The organism is Nocardia sp. NPDC024068 (genome assembly GCF_040638875.1).
Lineage (GTDB): Bacteria > Actinomycetota > Actinomycetes > Mycobacteriales > Mycobacteriaceae > Nocardia.
Map to the genome: position 1 here is coordinate 1 of NZ_JBEZYU010000008.1, position 21,301 is coordinate 21,301.

Sequence of the window (21,301 nt, forward strand, 5' to 3'; positions counted from 1 at the left end):
GTCTGCTGTCAGCCCTCGAAGCGAAGCGGCGCAGCCGCGAGTCTCGAGGGCTGACAGCAGACGCTCAGGAGGGCCGAACCTCGAGCGGCGGAGCCGCTCCAAAATTACAGCCCGAACCTCGAGCGGCGGAGCCGCTCCAACAACTCAAGCCCAGAGTTGGCCGTCCAGGCGTTCCTCGGCTTCTTCCAGGGTGCCGTCGTAGGCGCCGGTGGAGAGGTATTTCCAGCCGCCGTCCGCGACGACGAAGGCGATATCGGCCCGTTCCCCCGCCGCGACCGCCTTCCGGGCCACCCCGAGCGCGGCGTGCAGGATCGCGCCGGTGGAGATACCGGCGAAGATGCCCTCTTCCAGCACCAGTTCACGGGTGCGCCGGACGGCGTCGTAGGGGCCGACGGAGAAACGGCTGGTGAGCACCGTCTCGTCGTACAGCTCCGGGATGAACCCCTCGTCGATGTTGCGCAGACCGTAGACCAGCTCACCGTAGCGGGGTTCGGCGGCCACGATCTGGATCCCCGGGACCTTCTCCCGTAGGAAGCGCCCGGTGCCCATCAGCGTTCCGGTGGTGCCCAGGCCGGCGACGAAATGGGTGATCTCGGGCAGGTCGGCGAGGATCTCCGGGCCGGTGGTCTCGTAGTGGGCGAGTGCGTTGGCCGGGTTGCCGTACTGGTAGAGCATCACCCAGTCGGGGTTGGCCGCGGCGATCTCCTTGGCTCGCGCGACCGCCTGGTTCGACCCCCCGGCCGCCGGTGAATCGATGATCTCGGCGCCGAACATGGTGAGCAGCTGCCGCCGCTCCACCGACGTGTTCTCCGGCATCACGCACACCAGCCGGTAGCCCTTGAGCTTGGCCGCCATGGCCAGCGAGATCCCGGTATTGCCGCTGGTGGGTTCCAGGATGGTGCAGCCGGGGGTGAGCCGGCCGTCGGCCTCGGCCTGTTCGATCATCCGCAACGCCGGCCGGTCCTTGATGGATCCGGTGGGGTTGCGGTCCTCGAGTTTGGCCCACAGCCGTACCGGCTGGTCACCGTCCCACTGCGGGGAGAGGGTGCGCAGGCCGACCAGCGGCGTATCGCCGAGGGTCGCGATCAGCGATTCGTAGCGTGCCACGGGTCCGTCAGACCCCGCCCGCGACGGCCGGCAGGATCGTCACCGTCGAACCCTCGCCCACCGTGGTCTCGAGGCCGCCGGAGAAACGCACATCCTCGTCGTCGACGTAGATGTTGACGTAGCGGTTCAGCTTGCCTTCGTTGAGCAGCCGCTCGGCCAGGCCCGGGTGGTTGGATTCCAGGTTCTCGATCACCGAGGCGAGCGTGGCCCCCTCGGCCTCGACACGCTTCTCGCCTCCGGTGTGGGTGCGCATGATGGTCGGGATGGACACGGTGACCGGCATGAAAACTCCTAGCTCGTTACGGTCGTATCGGAAATCTGCGGTGGTCAGGCCGTTTCGTAGGCGGGGACGACCCGCACGGGCTCCTCGGTGACCTCGCCGTCGACGATCCGGTAGCTACGCAGTTCGTGCTGTTCGGGATCGCGGGTGGAGATCAGCACGTAGTGCGCGCCGGGTTCGGAGGCGTAGGAGATATCGGTGCGGCTCGGATAGGCCTCGGTGGCGGTATGCGAGTGGTAGATCACCACCGGCTCCTCGTCGGCGTCGTCCATGGCGCGCCACACCTTCAGTTGCTCGCCGGAGTCGAACCGGTAGAAGGTGGGTGACCGCTCGGCGTTCAGCATCGCGACGAAACGTTGTGGCCGGTCCGACCCCTCCGGCCCGGCGATGATCCCGCAGGCCTCGTCGGGGTGATCGGCGCGCGCGTGCGCGACCATCGAATCCACCAGGTCGGCCCTGATCACGAGCACAATCGAACCCTTCCACGCATCGTCTCGGCTCCCGCCGACCCGTCAGAGCCGACAACCGTCGAGGATATTCGGCTATTCCCGGCGCTCCACACACGCCCTCACGATTCGCGCGATGGCCGCATCCGGCGGCCGGGGCCCGCCCCTGGGCTGCGGGGACGGGTGCGGGAGCGCAACGACCGAGCGGAGGAGTGTGGGCCCGGGGTCACGAGGGCCCCGCCCCCGCGACGCCGAAGGCGGCGCCATATGACGGGATACCCGCCACCGGGACCGCCGCGAGGATGGCGTCGACCATGGCGCGTTCCACGCAGACCGCGGTGGCGGTGCAGAGTTCGTCCAGCAGGGGGAGGTCGGCGGGGAAGGCGCCGGGTAGGGCGGGCAGGTTCGGCGGTGTCGCCGTACCGGTGGCCAGGGCGAAGAATGTATCGCCGTCGAGCGGGGAGTGCGCGGGCCGGACCGCGCGGGCCAGGCCGTCGTGGGCCACCGTGGCCAGCCGGCGGCAGGCCGCCGGGTCCAGCGGCGCGTCGGTGGCGACCACTCCGATCGTGGTGTTGAGGACGGTCGATTTCACCGCCAGCGCGTTCGCCGCCGCGAGCCGGTCGGCGGCGGGCGGGCGCAGACCGAAGAATTCCGGTCCGTCGGTGCCCGCGCCCCAGGGCAGGCCGGTGCGGGGGTCGAACACCGAACCCACCGGGTTGGCCACGACCAGTGCGCCCACGGTCAGCCCGGACGCGACTCCGCCGGTGAAACGAATACTGGCGCTGCCGATTCCGCCTTTGAGTGAACCTGCCTGCGCGCCCACCCCGGCCCCGGCGCACCCGCGCAGGAAATCGGGTCCGGCGGCTTCCGCGGCGTGATAGCCGAACTCGGCGGTCGGGCGGGTGTACCAGTCGCCGACGGGCAGATCGAAGATCACCGCGGCGGGCACGATCGGCACCACCCGGGCGGGATCGTCGGGCGACATCGGAATGCCCTCGCCGTGTTCCTCCAGCCAGCGCATCACGCCGTCGGCGGCGGCCAGGCCGTAGGCGCTGCCGCCGGTGAGCAGGACGGCATGCGCCTGCCGCACGGTGTTTGCCGGGTCCAGGAGATCGGTTTCCCGGGTGCCGGGCCCGCCGCCGCGTACGTCGACCGCCGCGGTCGCGCCGCCCGGCGCCCGGACCACCGTGCAGCCGGTGGCGGCGCCGGAGCCGCGGGTGGCATCCGGGTCGAGGACGTGATGGTGACCGACCAGCAGGCCGGATACATCGGTGAGCGCGTTGAGCGGGCCGGGCGTGCCGCTCACGGGGCCATCGCCTGGAGTAGGGAGTCCTGCATCCAGGTGAGCCAGTGATAGACGTCCAGATGCGGGGCGCGCGGATCGTCCGGTGGGAACTGCTCGGGCGTGTCGGCGTCGATATCGAGGACCACACCGAGCGCGAGGCGGACATCGGTGAGTGCGGTCAGCCAGGCGTCCGCTTCTTCCGGGGTGATCAGGATCTTGCCGCCCTCTTCCGGCACCGTGTGCAGGACGACGCCGGCCGCGGCCAGTTTCTCGTCGATGATCTCCGGCTCGTGCAGGCCGCGCAGCGCACTGTTCAGATCGGCGCGGTCGGCGTCGGGGGAGCCGGGTTCGGCGCGGTGGAATTCGGGCAGCAGCCGGGCGAGTCGCGGATCGTCGGGCGGGAGCGTGTTCCCGCTGCGCAGGCCGGTGAGGGCGGCGAGTTCGTCCTCCGGCGCCGAGGACGCCCGCTCACCCAGCAGGCCCGATACGGCGCCCACCAGGGAACGCAGCACACTCGCTTCGCGCGCGTCCAGCTCCGACCGCAGCTTGAGACCGCTCAATGAGTTTTTCCGGCTCCATTTACGCACGTCGTTACGGTAACCGTCCGATCAGTCGTCTCGCTGCATGGTCGCCCACAGGCCGGCCGCGTGTAGCCGGCGCACATCCTGTTCCATTTTGTCCCGCGAACCGGACGAGACGACCGCCTTGCCCTCGTTGTGCACCTTCATCATCAGCTCGGTCGCTTTGGCTTTGCTGTAGCCGAACAGCTTCTGGAAGATGTAGGCGACGTAATGCATGAGGTTGACCGGATCGTCCCAGACCACGGTGACCCACGGCCGATCTTCCGCCTCCAGGATCTCGGTGGCTTCCACGGCTTCGGGGGTCGCCTGTGCCGCCGACAACATGGCGCCGGGAGCTCCGGCGCGGACCGCGATCGTCCGATAGCGGGGTGCTGTATTGCACATGGCCATGAATTCAAGGGTACGACTCGAGGAGTAATTCACAACACCCGGAGCAGGAACGATGGCTCCGCCACCGGCGGTTCCCCCGCCCGCGCGGCCGGCCTGTTTACAGTGACCACCGTGGACCTGCGCGACGCGGTGGGCAGCACCGCCCTGCTGACCGACCAATACGAACTGACGATGCTGGCCGCGGCCCTCGCGGACGGTTCCGCGGCGCGCAGGTGCACCTTCGAGGTGTTCGCCCGGCGCTTGCCGCACGGCCGCCGCTACGGCGTGGTCGCGGGAACCGGCCGCCTGCTCGAGGCGCTCGACCTGTTCCGGTTCGGCGCGGCGGAACTCGAGGTCGCGGCCCGGTTCCTGGACGAGCGGACGGTGGCGTGGCTGCGGGGTTTCCGCTTCTCCGGGGATATCGACGGGTATGCCGAGGGGGAGCTGTATTTCCCGGGTTCGCCGATCCTCTCGGTGACCGGCAGTTTCGCGGAATGCGTCGTCCTGGAGACGCTCGTGCTGTCGGTGCTGAACTACGACAGCGCGATCGCGGCCGCCGCCGCGCGGATGGTCAGCGCGGCGGCCGGGCGCCGGACGATCGAGATGGGCTCGCGCCGGACCCATGAGCAGGCGGCGCCGGCCGGTGCGCGGGCGGCGTATCTGGCCGGTTTCGACGCGACCTCGAACCTCGAGGCGGTGCGTCGTTACGGCGTGCCGGGTGCGGGGACCAGCGCGCACGCGTTCACGCTGGTGCACAGCGGCCCCGACGGTGAGCACGAGGTGGAGGCGTTCCGCAGTCAGGTCGCGACCCTCGGGACCGGGACCACACTGCTGGTGGACACCTTCGATATCACCCGGGGTGTCGCGTTGGCGGTCGAGGTGGCCGGCCCGCATCTGGGGGCGGTCCGTATCGATTCCGGCGATCTCGGGGTGCTGGCCCGGCAGGTTCGCCGGCAACTGGACGAACTGGGTGCGCCGAATACCCGGATCGTGGTGTCCGGGGACCTGGACGAGTACGCGATCGCGGCGCTGCGCGCCGAACCCGTCGACGCGTACGGGGTGGGCACCCAGCTGGTCACCGGCTCGGGCGCGCCGACCGCGGGGATGGTGTACAAGCTGGTGGAGGTCGACGGGGTGCCGGTGGCGAAGCGGTCGAGTCACAAGGAGTCGCGGGGCGGGGCCAAACGAGCGTTGCGGTTGGCGCGGCGCACCGGCACCATCGTCGAGGAGATCGTCTATCCCGCTATCGCCCCGCGGCCGGATCCCGGCGAGCTGGAATCGCGTGATCTGATGGTCCCGCTGGTTCGGGGCGGTGCGGTGCTCGACCGCCCGGAGCTCGCCGAATCCCGTGATCTGGTGGCCCGCGGCCTGGTGAGTCTGCCGTGGGAGGGCCTCAAGTTGTCCGATGGTGATCCCGCCGTGCCCACCACATTTGTGGCCTGACCGGGACCGGGCGCGCACACTGAGGGTATGAGACGCGCGCTGATCGTGGTGGATGTACAGAACGACTTCTGCGAGGGCGGCTCCCTCGCCGTCGTGGGTGGTGCTCGCGTTGCGGAGCTGATCAGCGATTATGTGTCCGGCTCCGAGTACGACGCGGTGGTGGCCACCCGTGACTATCACGTCGATCCCGGCGCCCATTTCTCCGACACTCCCGACTATGTCGACAGCTGGCCGCCGCACTGCCGCGTCGGTACTCCCGGCGCGGATTTCCATCCGAATTTCGATACCGGCGCGGTGCAGGCGGTGTTCTCGAAGGGCGAATACTCGGCCGCGTATTCGGGTTTCGAGGGTGCGTCGGAGGAGGGCACACCGCTGGGCGACTGGCTGCGCGGCCGCGAGATCGAACAGGTCGAAATCGTCGGCATCGCGACCGACCACTGTGTTCGCGCCACCGCCCTCGACGCCGTCGCGGCGGGATTCTCGACCCGGGTGTTGTTGGACCTCACGGCGGGCGTCGCGCCCGGCACCGTGGAGAAGGCGCTCGACCAGCTCACCGGCGCCGGGGTGGAACTGTCGGGCACGATCACCCGCGCCGACGTGTGAGCGCCGGGCGCCCGGCCGTCCGGGTTGGGTGCCCGCCCCCGCCGGGGCAGAATTTCGTCCATGACCGCCACCGGGGACGACGTCCGCACCTACGCTCTTTCACTGCCCGAGACGTCCGAGCAGTTCACCTGGGGAATGCCGGTGTTTCGCGTGGAGCGCAGGCTTTTCCTCACGTTGCCCGAGGACGAGACGTCGATGGCGGTGCGGTGTCCGGCGGTCGACCGGGACGAACTGGTGGTCGCGGAACCGGCGAAGTTCTGGGTCGCGGCCCATGAGGCGAACAATCCGTGGGTCCGGGTGCGGCTGACCGCGCTGGACGACGCGGAGGAGATGCGGGCCATCGTCCTGGATTCCTGGCGTCTGGCGGCCCCGGGACATCTGCTCTAGGAGTTCCTTGCTCTCAATTACTCGCCTGCGTATATTCGTAGACGAGTAAGGAGGGTGCATGGCGAAGAGACGCAAGGTCGGCAATCTGCTGGCGCTGGCGGTACTCGCGGTGATGCAGGACGAGGCCATGCACCGGTACCAGATCGCGGCGCGGCTGCGTGACTACGGCAAAGACCGCGATATGGATATCAAATGGGGGTCGCTGTACACCGTCGTCCAGAATCTCGCCAAGGCCGGATTCCTGGAGGTGGTCGGCAGCGAACGCGAAGGCGCGCGGCCGGAACGGGTGATCTACCGGATCACCGCGGCCGGGCGCGCGGAACTCGTGGACTGGACCCGGGAACTGATCGCCGAACCGGAACCCGAACAGAGCCGCTTCGTCGCGGGCCTGTCGATCCTGGCGGCCCTGCCTCCGGCCGAGGTCGCCGAACTGCTGGGCCGCCGGCTCGCGGCCCTGGACGAGCGGATCGCGCAGACCGAGCGGGAGTTCGCGGAACTCGCCGGGCAGCTGCCCCGGCTCTTCCTCGTCGAATCCGAGTACGGGCTGGCGATCCTGCGGGCCGAAGCGCGCTGGACCAGGGAACTACGCACCGAACTGCTGGACGGCACATTCCCCGACCTGGCGGAATGGCAGGCGTGGCACAGCGGGTCCGGAGTCGACTCCGCACGTGCCCGTGAATACGCGAAGGGGGCCGATACGACCGGCGAAGACTGAATGCCAACCGAGCCCGATGGAGGTGCGGCAACACCGCCATCGAGCCCGGGTCACCTGTCTCGGACCGTGCCCGCCTGATGCACACCCGGCCGCGAGTTTGGCAGAACACAGAATAACCGGGTGAGGGGACGACGGGGCGGTTCGGCTCGACCAGATCCGAAGCGAACTCTTCGAGGAGTACACCCATGTCCAGAATCGACACCGCGCTGGTGATCGGCGGCGGAATCGCGGGGCCGGTCGCGGCCACCGCCTTGCGGAAGGCGGGTATCGCCGCCGAAATATACGAGTCCTATCCGAGCCCCGCCTACACCATCGGCAGCGGGCTCGCGCTGGCCCCGAACGGGGTGGCCGCGCTCGACGTGATCGGCGCCGGTGACGCGGTGCGCGATATCGCGGTCCCGGTACCCCGGATGTGTCTTTCGGTCGGCGGGAAACTGCTGCCCGCCCCCGTCCTGCGGGATCAGCCGCCACTGCAACTGGTCGATCGCGCCGATCTGCACCGGGTGCTGTACGAGCGGGCGGTGGCCGCCGGGGTTCCGGTCACCTTCGGCAAACGGCTCGTGGGCGCCGAGCAGACCGCCGCCGGTGTCACGGCCAGTTTCGCCGACGGCAGCACCGCCACCGCCGACGTCCTGATCGGCGCGGACGGTATCCGGTCCACCGTGCGCGGGCTGATCGATCCGCAGGCGCCCGGCCCCGAGTACACCGGGATGCTCGGATTCGGCGCCACGATCGATTGCGCCGCCGAGATACCGCCGGACACCATGGTCTTCGCCTACGGAAAGAAGGCCTACTACCTGTATTGGGCGCTCGGCGACGGCCGGGTCGGCTGGGGTGCGAACCTGCCGAGCACGCGGTATCTCTCCCTGTCCGAGGCGCGCGAGATCCCGGCACAGCGCTGGCTCGACACCCTGCGCGATGTCTACGGCGACGACACCCCCGGCGGGCAGTTCGCCCGCGCCACCACCGCGGAACAGCTGGAGGTCACCGGGGCCTTGCACATCATGCCGCCGGTGCCGCACTGGTACAGCGGCCGGATGGTGCTGGTCGGCGATGCCGTGCACGCGCCGTCGAACAGTTCCGGGCAGGGCGCCGCACTGGCCGTGGAGAGCGCGGTGCAGCTGGCCCGCTGCCTGCGCGATATCGGCGATCCGGCCGCGGCGTTCGCCGCCTACGAGAACCTGCGCCGGTCGCGGGTGGAAGGGATCGCGGCCCGGGCCGCGAAGATCAACCACAGCAAGACCCCGGGCCCCGTGGCCCGCAAGGTCATGCAGGTGGTGATGCCGATCATGGCCCGCACCATGAACCCGGAGAAGATGCTCGGCGAGCAGCGCTACCGAATCGATTGGCCCGCCCCCGCGCAGGGGTGAGCCGGCGCGGCTGAGCCGCGCCTGAACACCGCTCTCAACATTCGAAGGGGATCGTGTTGCCCGCCGCGTCGCGGGCGCCGATCCCCTTCGTGATGGCTTCGGCGAGGTCCCCGCAGGTTTTCCAGGTGCGGGGATCTTCGTCGTCGAGGTTGCCGATCGTGTACCACTCCTCGGTTTCCCGGTAGCGCACGAGTCCGTGACCCTCGGGGTCGAGGGTGATATCGAGCTCGCCGGAGATCGTCCCGGCTTCACGGGTCATGACCGAGGCTGCGGCGGGTAACTCGATGACGTCGGCTATTTGAACTCACCTCGCTGTACGCAGTCGTCCACCGCGGTACGCAGTGCGGTCTGTTCGTCCTGATCGACGGTCAGGCCGTACTTTACTTTCACCTGGACGTAATGCCAGATATAGCCACACCGGAAACTTCCCGGCGGGAGATAGTCGGCGGGGTCCTGGTCGCCCTTGGATCGGTTGGCCGAAGGGTCCGAGGCGATGAGATTCACCGCGTCGTTGGCGATCCGGCGCCGGGTATCGGTATCGAGATCCTTGGCTCCCGACCGCCAGGCCTCCGCGAGCGGGACGATGTGCTCGGCGTCCACTCCGGAGGATTCGGATATGAACTTGTAGGGCTTGAGCTTTCCGGCCTTGTTGTCCATCACGCCGTAGGCGTCCTGCCAGCCGCCGCCCTTGCCGATCTTCAGATCGCAGGTCTTCGCGTCCAGGCTCACCTCGCCGGTGGCGTCGCGCAGGAGCATCACCTCTCGGGTGGTGCACTTGCTGTACTGGGCGTATTCGGGACCGAACCCGTGTTCGGCCGCGTTGTCGTCCCAGTGCGGGAATTTCTCCCTGCTGTAGCCCGCCATCCCGGCTTCTTTTTTCACGGGCAGTTTGTCCATGGCCGCGCGGACGTCGGTGGCGGTGGCTCCGGTGGATTGCGCGGCGCCGGCGGCGGGGCCGGTGCCGGGACTGCCGGCTTCCAGGGAACAGCCGGCCAGCCCGGCGACGAGGAGCAGCGGCGCTGCGGCGGTGGCGAATGTGCGCAGCGCGGAGAGAGGTGAGTTCATCGCCGGACCTCCGGAATTCGATGTGCGGCGGGCGCTGCGGTCACAATCACACGGGGTACTGCGTCCCCGATCGTGCGGGGCGTGGTGCCCGGGTCTATTTCATATGCTGTGGGCTTCAACGAATTTCCTTGCCGAGGTTCCGGGATGTGCCGTGTGCCGAGCACCGGCGTCAAGCTACCGGTCGTCAGCTAACCGAAAGCTACTGTGCGGTGTGAGATTCGGCATACCTGGGCGGGAGTACCCGGGAAGCGCGCGAGTATCCCTGATTCGACTACCTCCGATGCGACGGAGTGCGCCACCCCCGAGTCGCCGTGCCGGCGCCGACTCGGGGGTGGGCCTGTCACGAACGAGGGCGTTGGGTGCCCGGCGCGGAGTAGCGGACCGGTTGTCCGGACCGGTTTGCGCGACGCGCCGCGGGACTTGATGAGGGGGAGCCCCGTGGACGCTTCCACGCCGGATGCGCTCGTCGTGACGTATCCGGGCCGGAAGAGATCCGGCCGTGTCTATGAAGATATCGATGTGCCGCGGCCCCGGCGATACCCGCCGGGCGGGCACGCCCGCCGACGCATCGATGAAAAGCATAGGGAATTCCCATGATTGGGAGCGAGTGGGGTGGGCCGACGCCGGCCGGGCGTTCAGTCGGCGGGTTCTTCCTCGGGAATCGGCTGCGCGGTGGGGGGTACGCCGGTGTCCAGGAATTGGATCAACCGTTCGATGCGATCGGTGTGGTCGAGGGTGCGTGCGAGCTTGTCACCGATCAGCGCGAGGGTCATCGCGCCCTCGGTCGCGTGATCGCCCGCGGCCAGGGCGGAATGTAGTTTCCGGTTCAGCTCCTGCATATCCCCGGCCGCCGCGGCGTCGTCGCGGGCGTGGCGGGCGGTGGTGACGGCGCGCTGGGCGCGGGCGGTGGATTCGGCGGTCAGATCCGCCATCTGCGCGAGCACGGCCAGGATCGGCGCCGGGGCGAGGGGGTCGGGATGGGATTGGTACACCTGGTCGGCTATCCGGCTGAGCAGCCAGCCGACGCGGGAGAGCTCACCGGCGATCTGGATCGCGGTCACCACATGACGTAAGTCGCGGGCGACCGGCGCCTGTAATGCCAGGAGTACGACGGTGCGCGCCTCGCAGGCGCCGTACATCGCCTGCAGTCGCTCGTCGTGAGCGAAGACCTCGTAGGTCGCGGTGAGGTCGGCCCCCACGAGAGCGTCGGTCACACGTTCGGCCGCTTCATGGGTGATGTGGCACATCTGTGTGAGATCCGCGGTCAACGCGACGAGCTCGTTGGTGAACTGAGTTCGCACGGAGGAATTGTCACCTATGGCGCGGGTATCGGTCGAATGAACCGGCGATTCTCGCGGGCGGGCTTTCGGCCGCCTTCGGTGTTACCGTCGCCACATGGCCGACCTGCGAGGTATCAAGCATCGGATTGTGACCACTATTCAGCGCCGGGTGGCCAATCCGCTGAACCGCAGGCTGCCTTTTCAGCAGCTGCTGGAGACGACCGGCCGGGTCAGCGGGGAGCCGCGGGTGGTGCCGATCGGCGGCCGCCGGACGGGGAACGAGTTCTGGTTCGTCTCCGAGTTCGGCGACCGCTCGAATTATGTGCGCAATATCCGGGCGTCCAACCGGGTCCGGGTGCGTCTGCACGGCGAATGGCTTTCCGGCACCGCGCATCCGATGCCCGAAGACGACCCGGTGCGCCGCCTCGCGTCGCTACCGCGTGGCAACAGCGCGGCGGTGCGGGCGATGGGTACGGATCTGCTCACAATTCGTATCGATCTCGACGCCTGAACACGGTCGGCCATTTCTGTGTGACGCGCAGATATTCTTTTGATAGAACTTGTTCTAATTTCCTCTTTTCCATGTCGTGACCGTTCACACAATTGCCGGGAATTCATGCGCACCCGGTATTTCTCGTGCGCACTGTCACACCCCGCATAATTTGTCCGTGACCTTCCGTAACGATTAGCTTCCTCTCCGTTGGCATCGATGCCGGACCGGAGAGATCACACGCATGAAATTCGCAACATTGCGCGCCGCGAGCGCGGTCCGGAGATCTCGGCCATGAGCTCCGAGAGACCTCTCGCGTCGATCGATCCGGATCCGCGGCCCGAGCCGGGCGGCCCCGAGAGTGTGGCCCGGCGCCCCGAAACCGCGCGCGAAATCGTCGCCGAGAACTTCTCGGGCACCGTCGTATCCTCGGTGCGCACCTTCGGCCGCGCGGTCGGGATGGCGCAGGAATCGGTCACCGGCACGGTCTCGGATCTGGCGCGGGGTCGTTTCCAATGGCAGGAGATGCTGGTCCAGGCGTGGCGGCTGGTCACCGTGACCGCGTTCCCGGCCATCCTGATGGCCGTCCCGTTCGGTGTGATCGTCTCCGTCCAGGTCGGTAACCTGATCCACAATCTCGGCGCGGATTCACTGCTGGGTGCCACCGGCGGTCTCGGCGTGATCAAACAGGGCGCCCCCATGGCCACCGGGTTCCTGCTCGGTGGCGCGGGTGCGGCGGCCATCGCGGCCGATCTCGGCGCGCGCACCATCCGGGAGGAGATCGACGCGCTGCAGACCATGGGCATCAGCCCGGTGCACCGGCTGGTGATCCCGCGGATGGTGGCGATGCTGCTGGTAGCCCCGCTGCTCAATATTCTGGTGATCTTCGTCGGCGTCGTCGCCGGATACCTGGTGGCCATCGGCGGTCAGGGGGTCACCCCCGGTTCGTACTGGGCGACCTTCGGCTCGTTCACCACCGCCGCCGATGTCTGGGTGTCACTGCTCAAGGCAGTGATCTTCGGATTCCTGGTGGTGATCATCGCCTGCCAGCGCGGCCTCGAGGCCAAGGGCGGACCCCGCGGGGTCGCCGACGCGGTGAACGCCGCCGTGGTGCTGTCGGTGGTGTGCATCGTGATCGTCAATCTCGCGATGACGCAGGTGACCGCCATGTTCCTGCCCACCAGGCTGGCGTGATGGCGGCGACCTCGTACGCCCCGAAGGGGCTGGGCCCGCTCGCGCGGTACTTCCGCCGCGGCAGCCGGCTGCTGGGCGCGGTGGATTCGGTCGGCTTCGTGACGGTGTTCTGCTGGCAGGTGCTCTCCTCGATACCGCTGTCGCTGCGCCGGTACCGGGCCGAAACGCTGCGGATCATCACCGATATGACCTGGGGTCGTGGCTCGGTCATCGTCGGCGGCGGCACCGTTCCGATGATGATCGTGCTCGGGTTGGTGATCGGCGCTTCGATCGGCGTGGAATCCTTCGCGACCCTCGACATGCTCGGTATGGGACCGGTCACCGGAATCGTCTCCGCCTTCGCGACCACCAGGGAACTGGCGCCCATCGCGGCCGCGGTCGGTTTCGCGGCGCAGGCCGGCTGCCGTATCACCGCCGAGATCGGGTCGATGCGGATCTCCGAGGAAATCGACGCCATCGAGGCGCTGGGCCTGCGGTCGGTGCCGTTCGTGGTGACCACCCGGGTGATCGCGGGCGCGATCGCCATCGTCCCGACTTTCCTCATCGCGCTGATCGGCGCGTATTTCGCCTGCCGTGGCCTGATCACCCTGGTGCACGGCCAATCGGCCGGGGTCTACGACCACTACTTCTTCCAGTTCATCTCCGGGTTCGACATCATCGCGGCCACGGTGAAGGTCGCGGTGTTCGGCACCGTCGTGATCTGTGTGCACAGCTATTACGGGTTCTTCGCCACCGGCGGTCCCGAAGGGGTGGGTATCGCCTCGGGGCGCGCGGTCCGCGCCAGTTTCGTGGCCATCATCGCCATCGACATGGTCCTGACGATCGTGTTGTGGGGATTCAACGCGGCGATCAGCTTCACGGGATAGGGACAGATGCCGAAGTACGGAATGCCGGGGGTCGCCGCGGACCGGCGCAGCGCGCGCCGGGTCGGCGCGCTCGTGGTGGCGGCACTGGTGGTGGTCACCCTCGCCGGATACGGGTACCGGGAGCTGACCTCCGACCGAGGACTGCGGATCGCGCTGCGCACCGAGCAGATCGGCGACGGAGTGGTCGCCGGGACACTGGTGCGGGTGGACGGGGTGCAGGTCGGTTCGGTCACCGGGATCGCGCCCGCCGGTCGCGGGACCCAGGAGATCTCCCTGTCCCTCGATGACAAGCGACTGCGCGGTATCGACGACAGTCTGCGGGTGGACTACGCCCCGGCGAACCTGTTCGGGATCAGCGAGATCGAACTGCACCCGGGCGACGGCGGGGCGCCGCTGCGTTCCGGTGCGGTGGTCGACCTGACCGGGCAGCGGGCCGCCGATGTCTACGACGCCACGATGGGCGCGCTGCTGCGCAGCCTCTCGCAGACCAGCGGCACCGTGTTCACCGCCGATATGGCCCGGGTCATTTCGCAGGCCGCCGCCGATGTCAAGGCGTTCACCCCGTTGGCCGAGGCCCTGATCACCGCCGGCCGGGTCATCGCCGACCATCAGTTGATGCCGGCGAACGAACTGGTGGGCAGGCTGGGACCGGCCTTCCAGGGTGGCGGGCAGTTCGCGGGAGCGACCATCGAGGTGCTCGACCAGATCGTCGATATCGATGTGCTGCGCACCGACCGCGCCGATTACGACGCCGGGGTGAAGGCGCTGACCGGCGATATCCTGCCGTCGCTCACCGGCGCGGTGCACAGCGCCGGGCAGCTGTCCGGCTACACCGATATGCTCGCGCCCACGCTCAACCTGCTGGCCCTGGCCGTACCGGACCCGCAGCAGTCCGCCGCCGACCTGCGGACCCTGCTCACCCGGCTCGGCCTGGCTTTCCGCGAGGGACCGCAGGGGCCGGTGCTGGACGTGGAGGCCGAACTCGGCCCCGCCGCGGGAGGCCCCCGGTGACCGCGCGCCGCGCGGCCTGGCGGCTGGGGCTGTTCGCCGCGGTGATGGCCCTGGTGCTCGCCCTGGTGATCGGTGCCATCGAACGTCCCGTCGACGGCGACACCGAAACCCATCACGCGCTGTTCACCGACGCCAACGGCCTGAAAACCGGTGACGATGTGCGGATGTTCGGGGTGCAGGTCGGCAAGGTCGAGGCCGTCGCCCTCGACGGCGACAAGGCGAAGGTCCGCCTCACCACGACCACCGGCACACCGGTCTACGACAACAGCGTGCTGGCCATCCGCTACCAGAACCTGACCGGCCAGCGCTATGTCGATCTGCAGCAGCAGCCGAACCCCGGCGTCCGGCTGGACGACGGCGCTACTGTCCCGCTCGCGCAGACCATCCCCTCATTCGATGTGACCAGCCTGTTCAACGGTCTGCAACCGGTGCTGGCGACGTTGTCACCGGAGGCGATCAACCAGTTCACCGAGAGCATGCTCGCGGTGATCGAGGGTGACGGCACCGGTCTCGGACCCGCGCTCGACGCGATCGGGAAGCTCAGCGAATACGCCGGCGACCGGCAGCAGGTGATCGGCACCGTCGTGCGGAACATGTCCGACCTCGCCGAACGGGTGGGCGGGCGGCTCTACCATCTGGTGCCGCTGCTGGCCCGGCTCACCGATATCTTCGAGGCCCTGCAACGCAATGTCGGCGGGCTCGCCGATTTCGCGATGAGCGCGCCGTCGGTACTCGAACCGGTGGACCGGCTGCTGGCCGCGGTGGGCCTGAGCCCGGAGATGGGCCCCGATATCGACGCCATGATCCGGAACCTGTTCCCGGATCCCCGGCAGGCCGTGGACGTATTCGGCCGCCTGCCCGGGCTGCTGGCGTCGGTGGATACGGCCTTCCCGCGTAAACCCGCGGGGTTCGCACCGGTTTGCAGCCGCGGCGCGGCCGAGGTCCCGGCCCCGGTGCGGATTCTGATCGGCGGACAGCAGGTGGCGATATGCAACGGCTGACCTTCACCGGTTCGCGGTCCGCGCTCGCGCGGTGGTTCGACCGCGACCGCCCGATCACCGACGAACCCACCGCCCTGCGCCGCCAATTGCGGCTCGGGATCATCGGATTGTGCTTCGTCGCCCTGCTCGCGGTCGGCGCGGGCGCGCTGTATGTGGTGCCGCTGGGCAAGGCCACCTACACCGCCGAACTGTCCGAGGCGCAATCGGTCAAACCCGGGGACGATATCCGCCTGGCCGGGGTACCGGTCGGCGAGGTGAAATCCCTGGAACTGCGCCCGGATACGGTCCTCATGCGGTTCACCGTCGACAGCGATGTCTTCGTGGGCGATCAGAGCTCACTCGATATCCGCATGCTGACCCTGGTCGGCGGCCACTATGTGGCGCTGTTCCCCGCAGGCGGCAAACCGCTGGGTGAGCAGGCGATTCCCGCCGACCGGGTCCGGCTGCCCTACAGCCTGATGGACACCTTCCAGGACGCCACCGCGCCGCTGCGCGAAACCGACGGCGACACCCTGCGCCGCAACCTCGCGGCCCTGGACACCTCCATCGACGCGGCGCCGGAATCGCTGCGCAGCGTGCTGGACACCGTCGGCAGCTATCTGGACGCCGTCGAACGCCAGCGCACCCAGGTGTCGAATGCCATCGCGACCGCCGACGAATACGTGACCATGTACGACGGCGCGAAAACCGATCTCGGCCGGTTGATGGACAACGTCAACCTGATGGAAACGGTGCTGCTGGACAAACGCGCCGAACTGCGCCAGGCGCTGGCGTTGCTGAGTTCGGTGGTGCAGCGGGTGACCGCGCTCGCGCCCGCGTGGGATCAGACCCTGCGGCCGAAGGTGCAGCAGCTGGCCGACGCGCTGCCGCGGTTGCGGTCCTACGGCGATCAGCTCGAGCCGATGATCGCGTCGGCGCAGAGCCTGGGCGCGAAACTCCGCGAATACGTGGGTCCGGACGGCGGCGTGCGGGTCGGCGATTCGGGCACCATGGTCACGGCGCCGGGACTCGATCCCGGGGCCGCCGTCTGTGTTCCGCTTCCCGGGAAGGTGTGCTGATGCCGAAACGGGTTCTCGGATCACCGGCGCTGATGTCGGTCGCGGGGGCACTCGTACTGGTGCTGCTGGCGAGCGCGCTGTACGTGGTCGTCTTCCAGCCGCTGCAGGCCACCCGCGCCTATTGCGCGATCATGCCGGACAGTATCGGCCTCTACCAGGGCAATCAGGTATCCATGCGGGGGATCACGGTCGGCACCGTCACCCGTATCGCACCCGAGGGCCCGAAGGTGCGTGTCGATTTCGAGGTCGACGCCGACCATCCGCTCTACGCCGACGCCGGTGCGACCACCGTGTCCGATACCGTCGTCGCCGATCGCGATCTGGCGGTGATGTCCAGCGGGAATACCACCGAGCAGTGGGATCCGGGGCAGTGCGTCACCAAAACCCTGACGCCCAAGAGCCTCACGCAGACGATCACCGCGCTGGCCGAACTGTCCGATCAGATCGGTGGTACCGAGACGCAGCCGAACGCGCTGGCCGGCGGCCTGGACGCGCTGGATTCGGCCTCGGCCGGTACCGGTCCGCAGATCAACGACCTGATCAACAAGCTCGGCCGGGTCCTGGAATCGCCCGATGCCGATATCGCCCATCTGGCCGGTATTTTCGACGCGTATGCCTCGGTGTCGAACAAGGTCGCCGAACACTGGGGTGATCTGAAACTGATGCTCACCCGGCTGGGCCCGACCCTGAATCAGGCGCACACCGAACTGCTCACCCCCGGTATCGCACTGTTCGACGGTCTGCGTGAGGTACTGCCCATGCTCAACGACCTCACCGTCATCCTGGCCGACCCGCTCATGTCCGCGCTGGACAATCTGGTGCCGCTGGTGAAGCTGCTGCGCGCGAACGTCGGTTCGCTGAGCGAGATCGTGGCGACCACTCCGGTTCTGGCCTCGGCATTCCGGACCGTCACCGATCCCGGTACCGGCGCGCCCGGTCTCACCTACGCGCCGCCGCGGGTCGCGGTTCCGCAGGAGAACGCCGAACAGGTGTGCGCGGCGGTGAACGCGCTCGCCCCCGGCCAGTGCGCCGGCGCCGCGAACGGCATGGTGGATCTGCACCTGGTGCAGCTGGTATTGCGATTGGCGGGTGCGCGATGACGGCACGGATCACGCTGGACCTCGTCCGCGCGCGCCGCGCCCTGGCCGGTGCGGGTCTCGTCGCGGCCCTGGGACTTTCCGGTTGCGCGTACGACCCCTCGGATACCCCCGTTCCCGGCGCCTCGGTGTCCGGGGGCAGTTATCCGGTGCGGATCGAATTCGCCAACGCGTTGAACCTGCCCGCGCGGGCGAAGGTGATCGCCAACGGCGCCCAGGTCGGGAACGTGGAGAAGGTCGAGGTCGTCCCCGGCGACGCGTCCGGTCCGGGTTATGTGGTCGTCGATATCGAGGTCGACGATTCGGTGGAGCTGCCTGTCTCCACGGTCGCCGAACTGCGGCAGAACACGGTGCTCGGCGATATCCACGTCGCGCTGACCACCCCGCCCGACGGGTACGGCACCCTCCTCGAACCGGGCGGCACCATCACCCTCGACCGCACCCGGCCGCCGGTACAGCTCGAGGACACGATGGCCGCCATCGCGTTCTTCGTCAACAGCGGGTCGGTGGGTCATCTGCAGGACATCGTGAACCGGTTCAACTCCGTCCTGCCCGCCGAACCGGCGGAGACCCAGCGGATCGCGCAGGTGCTGTCCACCGACGCGGTCGATCTGGCGAACCATCTGGACCAGGTGGATCTGCTGCTGTACGGCGTCGCCTCGAACGCCGAGGTCATGCACGGTATCCAGGACGAGCTGGACAATATCCTGCGACCCGAATCGGTCGAGCAGATGAACGCGGCCACCGAATCGATTGCCGGGGTGACCGATATCTTCGGCGGGCTCGGTCCGGTGGGACAGTCGCTGACCTGGCTGGCGCCGCTGGCGCAGTCCGGCGGGGCGGCCGCCGCGGCCTTCATCCCGTTGCTCACCGGCGGTCCGCTGGATCTGCGGGAGCCGTCCAACCTGAACCTGCTGGTCGACCTGATCCAGAACAAGGTCATCCCGTTCGTGGAGAACGGCCCGAAGGTGAACGTGAGCGCGGTGCGCACCGGGGACCCCCGCTCCACCGACGACCAGGTGCACCGGATCATCGAAACCCTGCGCATGATCGGAGCCGTGCGATGAAACTCGGCCCACTGGCCTCGCTGGGCGGGATCGCGGCGATCACCGTTCTCGGCGCGGGTTATCTGACCTTCGGTGTGGTGCGGGCGGATCCGTTCCCCGACTATCTGAACGCCTCCCTGGTGCTCGACGACTCCGGCGGGCTCGGGGTCGGTTCGCCGGTGCTGCTCACCGGAATCGAGGTGGGCCGGGTGACCTCGGTGGACCGCGGCGCCGGGGGCGTAGAGGTCGGTTTCCGGGTGGGCGAGAAGCATCCGCTGCCCACCGACAGTGTCGTCACCATCGAACATCTGTCCGCGCTGGGCGAACCCTATGTGCAGTTCGTCCCGAAAACCGGTGCCGGGCCGTACCTGGTGGACGGCCAGCGGCTCGAATCCGAGGACATCCGCAGCCCGCTGTCCATCCCGGAGGCGGCGCGGATGGTTACGAAGACCATGAACCAGCTCGACCCCGCGACCATGGGTTCGCTGGTGCGGACCTTGAGCGACGCCCTGAACGGCACCGACGCGGTACTACCCGAACTCACCCGCGCGGCCGATCTGCTCGCGGCCACCATCATGTCCCGCGAACCCCGGATCGCGGAACTGCTGGACAATTTCGAGACCGCGGCCGCCGACAGCGACTGGGCCGGCCCGTCGACCTCGGCGGCGGCCACCGAGTTCACCCGCTTCGCCGAGGTACTCGACGATTTCGTCGAATCGGTGGGCAGGTTCACCGGCGACGAGGGGTCGCCGGAAATCTACTACCAGGACGGCGGCCTGGTGCCGCTGCTGCAGAAACTCCGCGCCGTACTCGACGAGATCGGTCCCGAACTGGCCGGATTGCAGCCCGGCCTGGCGCCGTTGACCCGGGCGCTGGACACCGCCGCACCGCAGATCGATATCAGCAGCCTGCTCGGCCAGGCGTTGCAGAGCACCGATGACGATTCGGTGCGGATCCGGGTCGGGGTGAAATAGCGCGCCCGGACTACTCGTCGGTGTCGGCGCGGTCGAGGATCGCCTGGGCGCGCGCGTCGACATCGCCCAGCGCCGAGATCAGATCCAGGGCACCCAGTTCCAGCGGGGTCTCGTCGGCCATCTGCCGCAGCTCGGCGAGGAGGCTGTCGATATCGTCCTCCGGCGCGGCGCGGCGTCTCGGGGCCGGGGCCTCGGTGCGCTGCCAGGCGATGGCCTGATGCCACCACGGATCACCGGTCGCCCAGGCCCACAGGGTTTTGCGCACCAGCGTCGTATCGTCGGTGTAGAGCTGATAGAACTCGTCGAGGTTGCGATGTTCGAGTTCGAAGATCTCTTCGGGTAATCGCCGGGCCCGGATATGGCACATGGGTGCGCGGGTGACCTCGAGGGCGGGATCTCGGGTGTCGGGCAGGGATTCCAGGATTTCGACGAGCATGGTCTCGGTGAGGTAGGGCAGCGTGATGTTCCCCATGGTCATTCGCACCCGGGCCGCGCCGCGCGGGTTGTAGAGCCGCTTGGTCGCCACATCCAGGACGGCCAGATCGCGGTCGGCGGTGAGGGCGAGCAGGGCCCGCAGGCAGTCGAACCGGTCGTCGACGGTCGCCTCCAGTACCGCCCCGCGGGCGTCGGGGCGGCGGTACACCCGCAGACCCGTTCCGGAACGATGGATCAGTGTGCACACCACCCCTACCGCCGCCGGCGGCGGAGTGGGTTCGGGTGCGCTGTCCAGGGCCAGGAAACGCGCGTACGCCTGTTCGGCCGATTCGATCGCGGCCGCTGGCAATACGGCGAAAAGAGAACTCACCCGCCAAGTACAGCAAAGTATGCGAATCGGCGCTGGTTCACTTCCGATAAATACCGACCTGACAACAGAATTCGTGACATTTCAGATACCCGCCACGTCGGCCGCCTGGCCGATCACATAGGTCACCGCCATCGCCAGCGCACCGCCGAGCACCACCCGGGCCACCGCGCGCGCCCGGCTGCTGCCGCCCACTCGCGCGCTGATCGAGCCGGTGAGCGCCAGCGCCAGCAGTACCGCCACCATCGTCACCGGGATCCGCACCGCGGTGGGCGGCAACAGAATGGCCAGCAGCGGCAGTAGCGCGCCCAGGGTGAAGGAGATCGCCGAGGAGAAGGCGGCATGCCAGGGGTTGGTCAGCTCCTTCGGATCGATGCCGAGTTCGGCTTCGGCATGGGCGGTGAACGCGTCGTAGGCCGTCAGCTCCTCGGCCACCTGCCGCGCCGTCTTGGCGGACAGTCCCTTCGCGTGGTAGATGGCGATGAGTTCGTTCAACTCGTCGCGCGGATCGTCGGCGAGTTCCCGGCGTTCCTGCGCCAGCAGTGCCTTCTCGGTATCGCGCTGGGTGCTCACCGAAACGTATTCACCGACCGCCATGGAGATGGCGCCCGCGCTGATCCCGGCGATGCCCGCGGTGAGGATCGTATCGGTGTCCGACGAGGCGGCCGCCACCCCGACCACGAGGCCCGCCGTCGATACGATGCCGTCGTTGGCGCCCAGCACACCGGCCCGCAACCAGTTGAGTTTGGACGCGAGGCCGCGTTGCGGCAGGTAGCTGTCATCGATCCGCTCGGCCATAGCTGCAGGCTATGCCACTATTCGCAGGTTCGG

At 68.4% G+C, this 21,301-nt stretch carries 25 protein-coding genes; 14 read left to right on the top strand and 11 right to left on the bottom strand.

From position 1 onward, the window contains the following. Positions 1–144: 144 nt before the first annotated feature. From AB0F41_RS10445 to clpS, 6 genes are all read right to left on the bottom strand, one after another. Positions 145–1,107: a cysteine synthase gene (locus tag AB0F41_RS10445; protein WP_357422509.1), complete on the bottom strand. Its 963-nt coding sequence runs from the start codon at positions 1,105–1,107 to the stop codon at positions 145–147. Between the two features lie 7 nt (positions 1,108–1,114). Then, a complete protein-coding gene (locus AB0F41_RS10450) occupies positions 1,115–1,390 on the bottom strand; it encodes a MoaD/ThiS family protein (protein WP_357422510.1) in 276 nt (91 codons plus the stop codon). Positions 1,391–1,434: 44 nt separating this feature from the next. Further along, positions 1,435–1,857, bottom strand: a complete 423-nt coding sequence (locus AB0F41_RS10455; protein ID WP_357422511.1) for a M67 family metallopeptidase — start codon at positions 1,855–1,857, stop codon at positions 1,435–1,437. A gap of 202 nt (positions 1,858–2,059) precedes the next feature. Beyond that, a complete protein-coding gene (locus AB0F41_RS10460; protein ID WP_357422512.1) occupies positions 2,060–3,139 on the bottom strand; it encodes a P1 family peptidase in 1,080 nt (359 codons plus the stop codon). Further along, positions 3,136–3,705, bottom strand: coding sequence for a DUF2017 domain-containing protein (locus tag AB0F41_RS10465; protein WP_357422513.1), 570 nt, complete (start codon positions 3,703–3,705; stop codon positions 3,136–3,138). The genes AB0F41_RS10460 and AB0F41_RS10465 overlap by 4 nt, the downstream gene beginning before the upstream one ends. A gap of 21 nt (positions 3,706–3,726) precedes the next feature. Continuing rightward, on the bottom strand, positions 3,727–4,023 hold the full coding sequence (gene clpS / locus AB0F41_RS10470) for an ATP-dependent Clp protease adapter ClpS (RefSeq protein ID WP_357422674.1): 297 nt from the start codon (positions 4,021–4,023) through the stop codon (positions 3,727–3,729). Positions 4,024–4,260: 237 nt separating this feature from the next. Between clpS and AB0F41_RS10475 the strand changes: the two genes are divergently transcribed. The 5 genes from AB0F41_RS10475 (at position 4,261) to AB0F41_RS10495 (ending at position 8,586) form a co-directional block, all read left to right on the top strand. After that, complete coding sequence (locus tag AB0F41_RS10475; protein ID WP_357422675.1) at positions 4,261–5,511, top strand: nicotinate phosphoribosyltransferase; 1,251 nt, start codon at positions 4,261–4,263, stop codon at positions 5,509–5,511. 27 nt (positions 5,512–5,538) lie between these two features. Then, the gene (locus AB0F41_RS10480; protein ID WP_357422514.1) at positions 5,539–6,114 is read left to right on the top strand and encodes a nicotinamidase; all 576 of its coding nucleotides are present in this window, start codon (positions 5,539–5,541) and stop codon (positions 6,112–6,114) included. 60 nt (positions 6,115–6,174) lie between these two features. Next, entirely contained in the window at positions 6,175–6,501 is a 327-nt protein-coding gene (locus AB0F41_RS10485) for an MmcQ/YjbR family DNA-binding protein (protein ID WP_357422515.1), read from the top strand. Between the two features lie 58 nt (positions 6,502–6,559). Then, positions 6,560–7,216, top strand: coding sequence for a PadR family transcriptional regulator (locus tag AB0F41_RS10490; protein WP_357422516.1), 657 nt, complete (start codon positions 6,560–6,562; stop codon positions 7,214–7,216). A gap of 185 nt (positions 7,217–7,401) precedes the next feature. After that, positions 7,402–8,586, top strand: coding sequence for an FAD-dependent monooxygenase (locus AB0F41_RS10495; protein ID WP_357422517.1), 1,185 nt, complete (start codon positions 7,402–7,404; stop codon positions 8,584–8,586). 34 nt (positions 8,587–8,620) lie between these two features. Here AB0F41_RS10495 and AB0F41_RS10500 read toward each other — a convergent pair whose 3' ends face one another. The 3 genes from AB0F41_RS10500 to AB0F41_RS10510 form a co-directional block, all read right to left on the bottom strand. After that, positions 8,621–8,845 (bottom strand): hypothetical protein, encoded by a 225-nt coding sequence (locus tag AB0F41_RS10500; RefSeq protein ID WP_357422518.1) that lies wholly within the window; start codon positions 8,843–8,845, stop codon positions 8,621–8,623. A gap of 35 nt (positions 8,846–8,880) precedes the next feature. Further along, the gene (locus AB0F41_RS10505) at positions 8,881–9,651 is read right to left on the bottom strand and encodes an HNH endonuclease family protein (RefSeq protein ID WP_357422519.1); all 771 of its coding nucleotides are present in this window, start codon (positions 9,649–9,651) and stop codon (positions 8,881–8,883) included. A 635-nt stretch (positions 9,652–10,286) separates the two neighbouring features. Then, a complete protein-coding gene (locus AB0F41_RS10510; protein WP_357422520.1) occupies positions 10,287–10,952 on the bottom strand; it encodes a PhoU domain-containing protein in 666 nt (221 codons plus the stop codon). A gap of 94 nt (positions 10,953–11,046) precedes the next feature. Between AB0F41_RS10510 and AB0F41_RS10515 the strand changes: the two genes are divergently transcribed. From AB0F41_RS10515 to AB0F41_RS10555, 9 genes are all read left to right on the top strand, one after another. Next, positions 11,047–11,442 carry a nitroreductase/quinone reductase family protein gene (locus AB0F41_RS10515; protein ID WP_357422521.1) on the top strand — a complete coding sequence of 132 codons (396 nt, stop codon included), beginning with the start codon at positions 11,047–11,049 and terminating at the stop codon, positions 11,440–11,442. Positions 11,443–11,715: 273 nt separating this feature from the next. Further along, the gene (locus AB0F41_RS10520; RefSeq protein ID WP_357422522.1) at positions 11,716–12,615 is read left to right on the top strand and encodes an ABC transporter permease; all 900 of its coding nucleotides are present in this window, start codon (positions 11,716–11,718) and stop codon (positions 12,613–12,615) included. Next, the gene (locus AB0F41_RS10525; protein WP_357422523.1) at positions 12,615–13,481 is read left to right on the top strand and encodes an ABC transporter permease; all 867 of its coding nucleotides are present in this window, start codon (positions 12,615–12,617) and stop codon (positions 13,479–13,481) included. The genes AB0F41_RS10520 and AB0F41_RS10525 overlap by 1 nt, the downstream gene beginning before the upstream one ends. A gap of 6 nt (positions 13,482–13,487) precedes the next feature. Continuing rightward, a complete protein-coding gene (locus tag AB0F41_RS10530; RefSeq protein WP_357422524.1) occupies positions 13,488–14,492 on the top strand; it encodes an MlaD family protein in 1,005 nt (334 codons plus the stop codon). Continuing rightward, positions 14,489–15,493, top strand: coding sequence for an MCE family protein (locus tag AB0F41_RS10535; protein ID WP_357422525.1), 1,005 nt, complete (start codon positions 14,489–14,491; stop codon positions 15,491–15,493). Before AB0F41_RS10530 ends, AB0F41_RS10535 begins: the two co-directional genes overlap by 4 nt. After that, positions 15,481–16,551, top strand: coding sequence for an MCE family protein (locus AB0F41_RS10540; RefSeq protein ID WP_357422526.1), 1,071 nt, complete (start codon positions 15,481–15,483; stop codon positions 16,549–16,551). Before AB0F41_RS10535 ends, AB0F41_RS10540 begins: the two co-directional genes overlap by 13 nt. After that, complete coding sequence (locus AB0F41_RS10545; protein WP_357422527.1) at positions 16,551–17,651, top strand: MlaD family protein; 1,101 nt, start codon at positions 16,551–16,553, stop codon at positions 17,649–17,651. Before AB0F41_RS10540 ends, AB0F41_RS10545 begins: the two co-directional genes overlap by 1 nt. After that, the gene (locus tag AB0F41_RS10550; protein ID WP_357422528.1) at positions 17,648–18,715 is read left to right on the top strand and encodes an MlaD family protein; all 1,068 of its coding nucleotides are present in this window, start codon (positions 17,648–17,650) and stop codon (positions 18,713–18,715) included. The genes AB0F41_RS10545 and AB0F41_RS10550 overlap by 4 nt, the downstream gene beginning before the upstream one ends. Next, positions 18,712–19,668, top strand: coding sequence for an MlaD family protein (locus AB0F41_RS10555; protein WP_357422529.1), 957 nt, complete (start codon positions 18,712–18,714; stop codon positions 19,666–19,668). Before AB0F41_RS10550 ends, AB0F41_RS10555 begins: the two co-directional genes overlap by 4 nt. Positions 19,669–19,678: 10 nt before the next feature. Here AB0F41_RS10555 and AB0F41_RS10560 read toward each other — a convergent pair whose 3' ends face one another. Both AB0F41_RS10560 and AB0F41_RS10565 read right to left on the bottom strand, forming a co-directional pair. Further along, positions 19,679–20,473: a hypothetical protein gene (locus tag AB0F41_RS10560; protein ID WP_357422530.1), complete on the bottom strand. Its 795-nt coding sequence runs from the start codon at positions 20,471–20,473 to the stop codon at positions 19,679–19,681. A gap of 81 nt (positions 20,474–20,554) precedes the next feature. After that, positions 20,555–21,268, bottom strand: a complete 714-nt coding sequence (locus AB0F41_RS10565) for a VIT family protein (RefSeq protein WP_357422531.1) — start codon at positions 21,266–21,268, stop codon at positions 20,555–20,557. Positions 21,269–21,301 lie beyond the last annotated feature (33 nt).

Excerpts from the sequence above, each read along its gene's own strand:
- AB0F41_RS10525 (WP_357422523.1), top strand. The coding sequence starts at position 12,615 with ATGGCGGCGACCTCGTACGCCCCGAAGGGGCTGGGCCCGCTCGCGCGG.
- AB0F41_RS10450 (WP_357422510.1), bottom strand. The coding sequence starts at position 1,390 with ATGCCGGTCACCGTGTCCATCCCGACCATCATGCGCACCCACACCGGA.
- clpS (WP_357422674.1), bottom strand. The coding sequence starts at position 4,023 with ATGTTGTCGGCGGCACAGGCGACCCCCGAAGCCGTGGAAGCCACCGAG.
- AB0F41_RS10520 (WP_357422522.1), top strand. The coding sequence starts at position 11,716 with ATGAGCTCCGAGAGACCTCTCGCGTCGATCGATCCGGATCCGCGGCCC.
- AB0F41_RS10545 (WP_357422527.1), top strand. The coding sequence starts at position 16,551 with ATGCCGAAACGGGTTCTCGGATCACCGGCGCTGATGTCGGTCGCGGGG.
- AB0F41_RS10530 (WP_357422524.1), top strand. The coding sequence starts at position 13,488 with ATGCCGAAGTACGGAATGCCGGGGGTCGCCGCGGACCGGCGCAGCGCG.
- AB0F41_RS10550 (WP_357422528.1), top strand. The coding sequence starts at position 17,648 with ATGACGGCACGGATCACGCTGGACCTCGTCCGCGCGCGCCGCGCCCTG.
- AB0F41_RS10495 (WP_357422517.1), top strand. The coding sequence starts at position 7,402 with ATGTCCAGAATCGACACCGCGCTGGTGATCGGCGGCGGAATCGCGGGG.
- AB0F41_RS10505 (WP_357422519.1), bottom strand. The coding sequence starts at position 9,651 with ATGAACTCACCTCTCTCCGCGCTGCGCACATTCGCCACCGCCGCAGCG.
- AB0F41_RS10500 (WP_357422518.1), bottom strand. The coding sequence starts at position 8,845 with ATGACCCGTGAAGCCGGGACGATCTCCGGCGAGCTCGATATCACCCTC.
- AB0F41_RS10555 (WP_357422529.1), top strand. The coding sequence starts at position 18,712 with ATGAAACTCGGCCCACTGGCCTCGCTGGGCGGGATCGCGGCGATCACC.
- AB0F41_RS10475 (WP_357422675.1), top strand. The coding sequence starts at position 4,261 with ATGCTGGCCGCGGCCCTCGCGGACGGTTCCGCGGCGCGCAGGTGCACC.
- AB0F41_RS10485 (WP_357422515.1), top strand. The coding sequence starts at position 6,175 with ATGACCGCCACCGGGGACGACGTCCGCACCTACGCTCTTTCACTGCCC.
- AB0F41_RS10515 (WP_357422521.1), top strand. The coding sequence starts at position 11,047 with ATGGCCGACCTGCGAGGTATCAAGCATCGGATTGTGACCACTATTCAG.
- AB0F41_RS10540 (WP_357422526.1), top strand. The coding sequence starts at position 15,481 with ATGCAACGGCTGACCTTCACCGGTTCGCGGTCCGCGCTCGCGCGGTGG.
- AB0F41_RS10480 (WP_357422514.1), top strand. The coding sequence starts at position 5,539 with ATGAGACGCGCGCTGATCGTGGTGGATGTACAGAACGACTTCTGCGAG.
- AB0F41_RS10490 (WP_357422516.1), top strand. The coding sequence starts at position 6,560 with ATGGCGAAGAGACGCAAGGTCGGCAATCTGCTGGCGCTGGCGGTACTC.
- AB0F41_RS10565 (WP_357422531.1), bottom strand. The coding sequence starts at position 21,268 with ATGGCCGAGCGGATCGATGACAGCTACCTGCCGCAACGCGGCCTCGCG.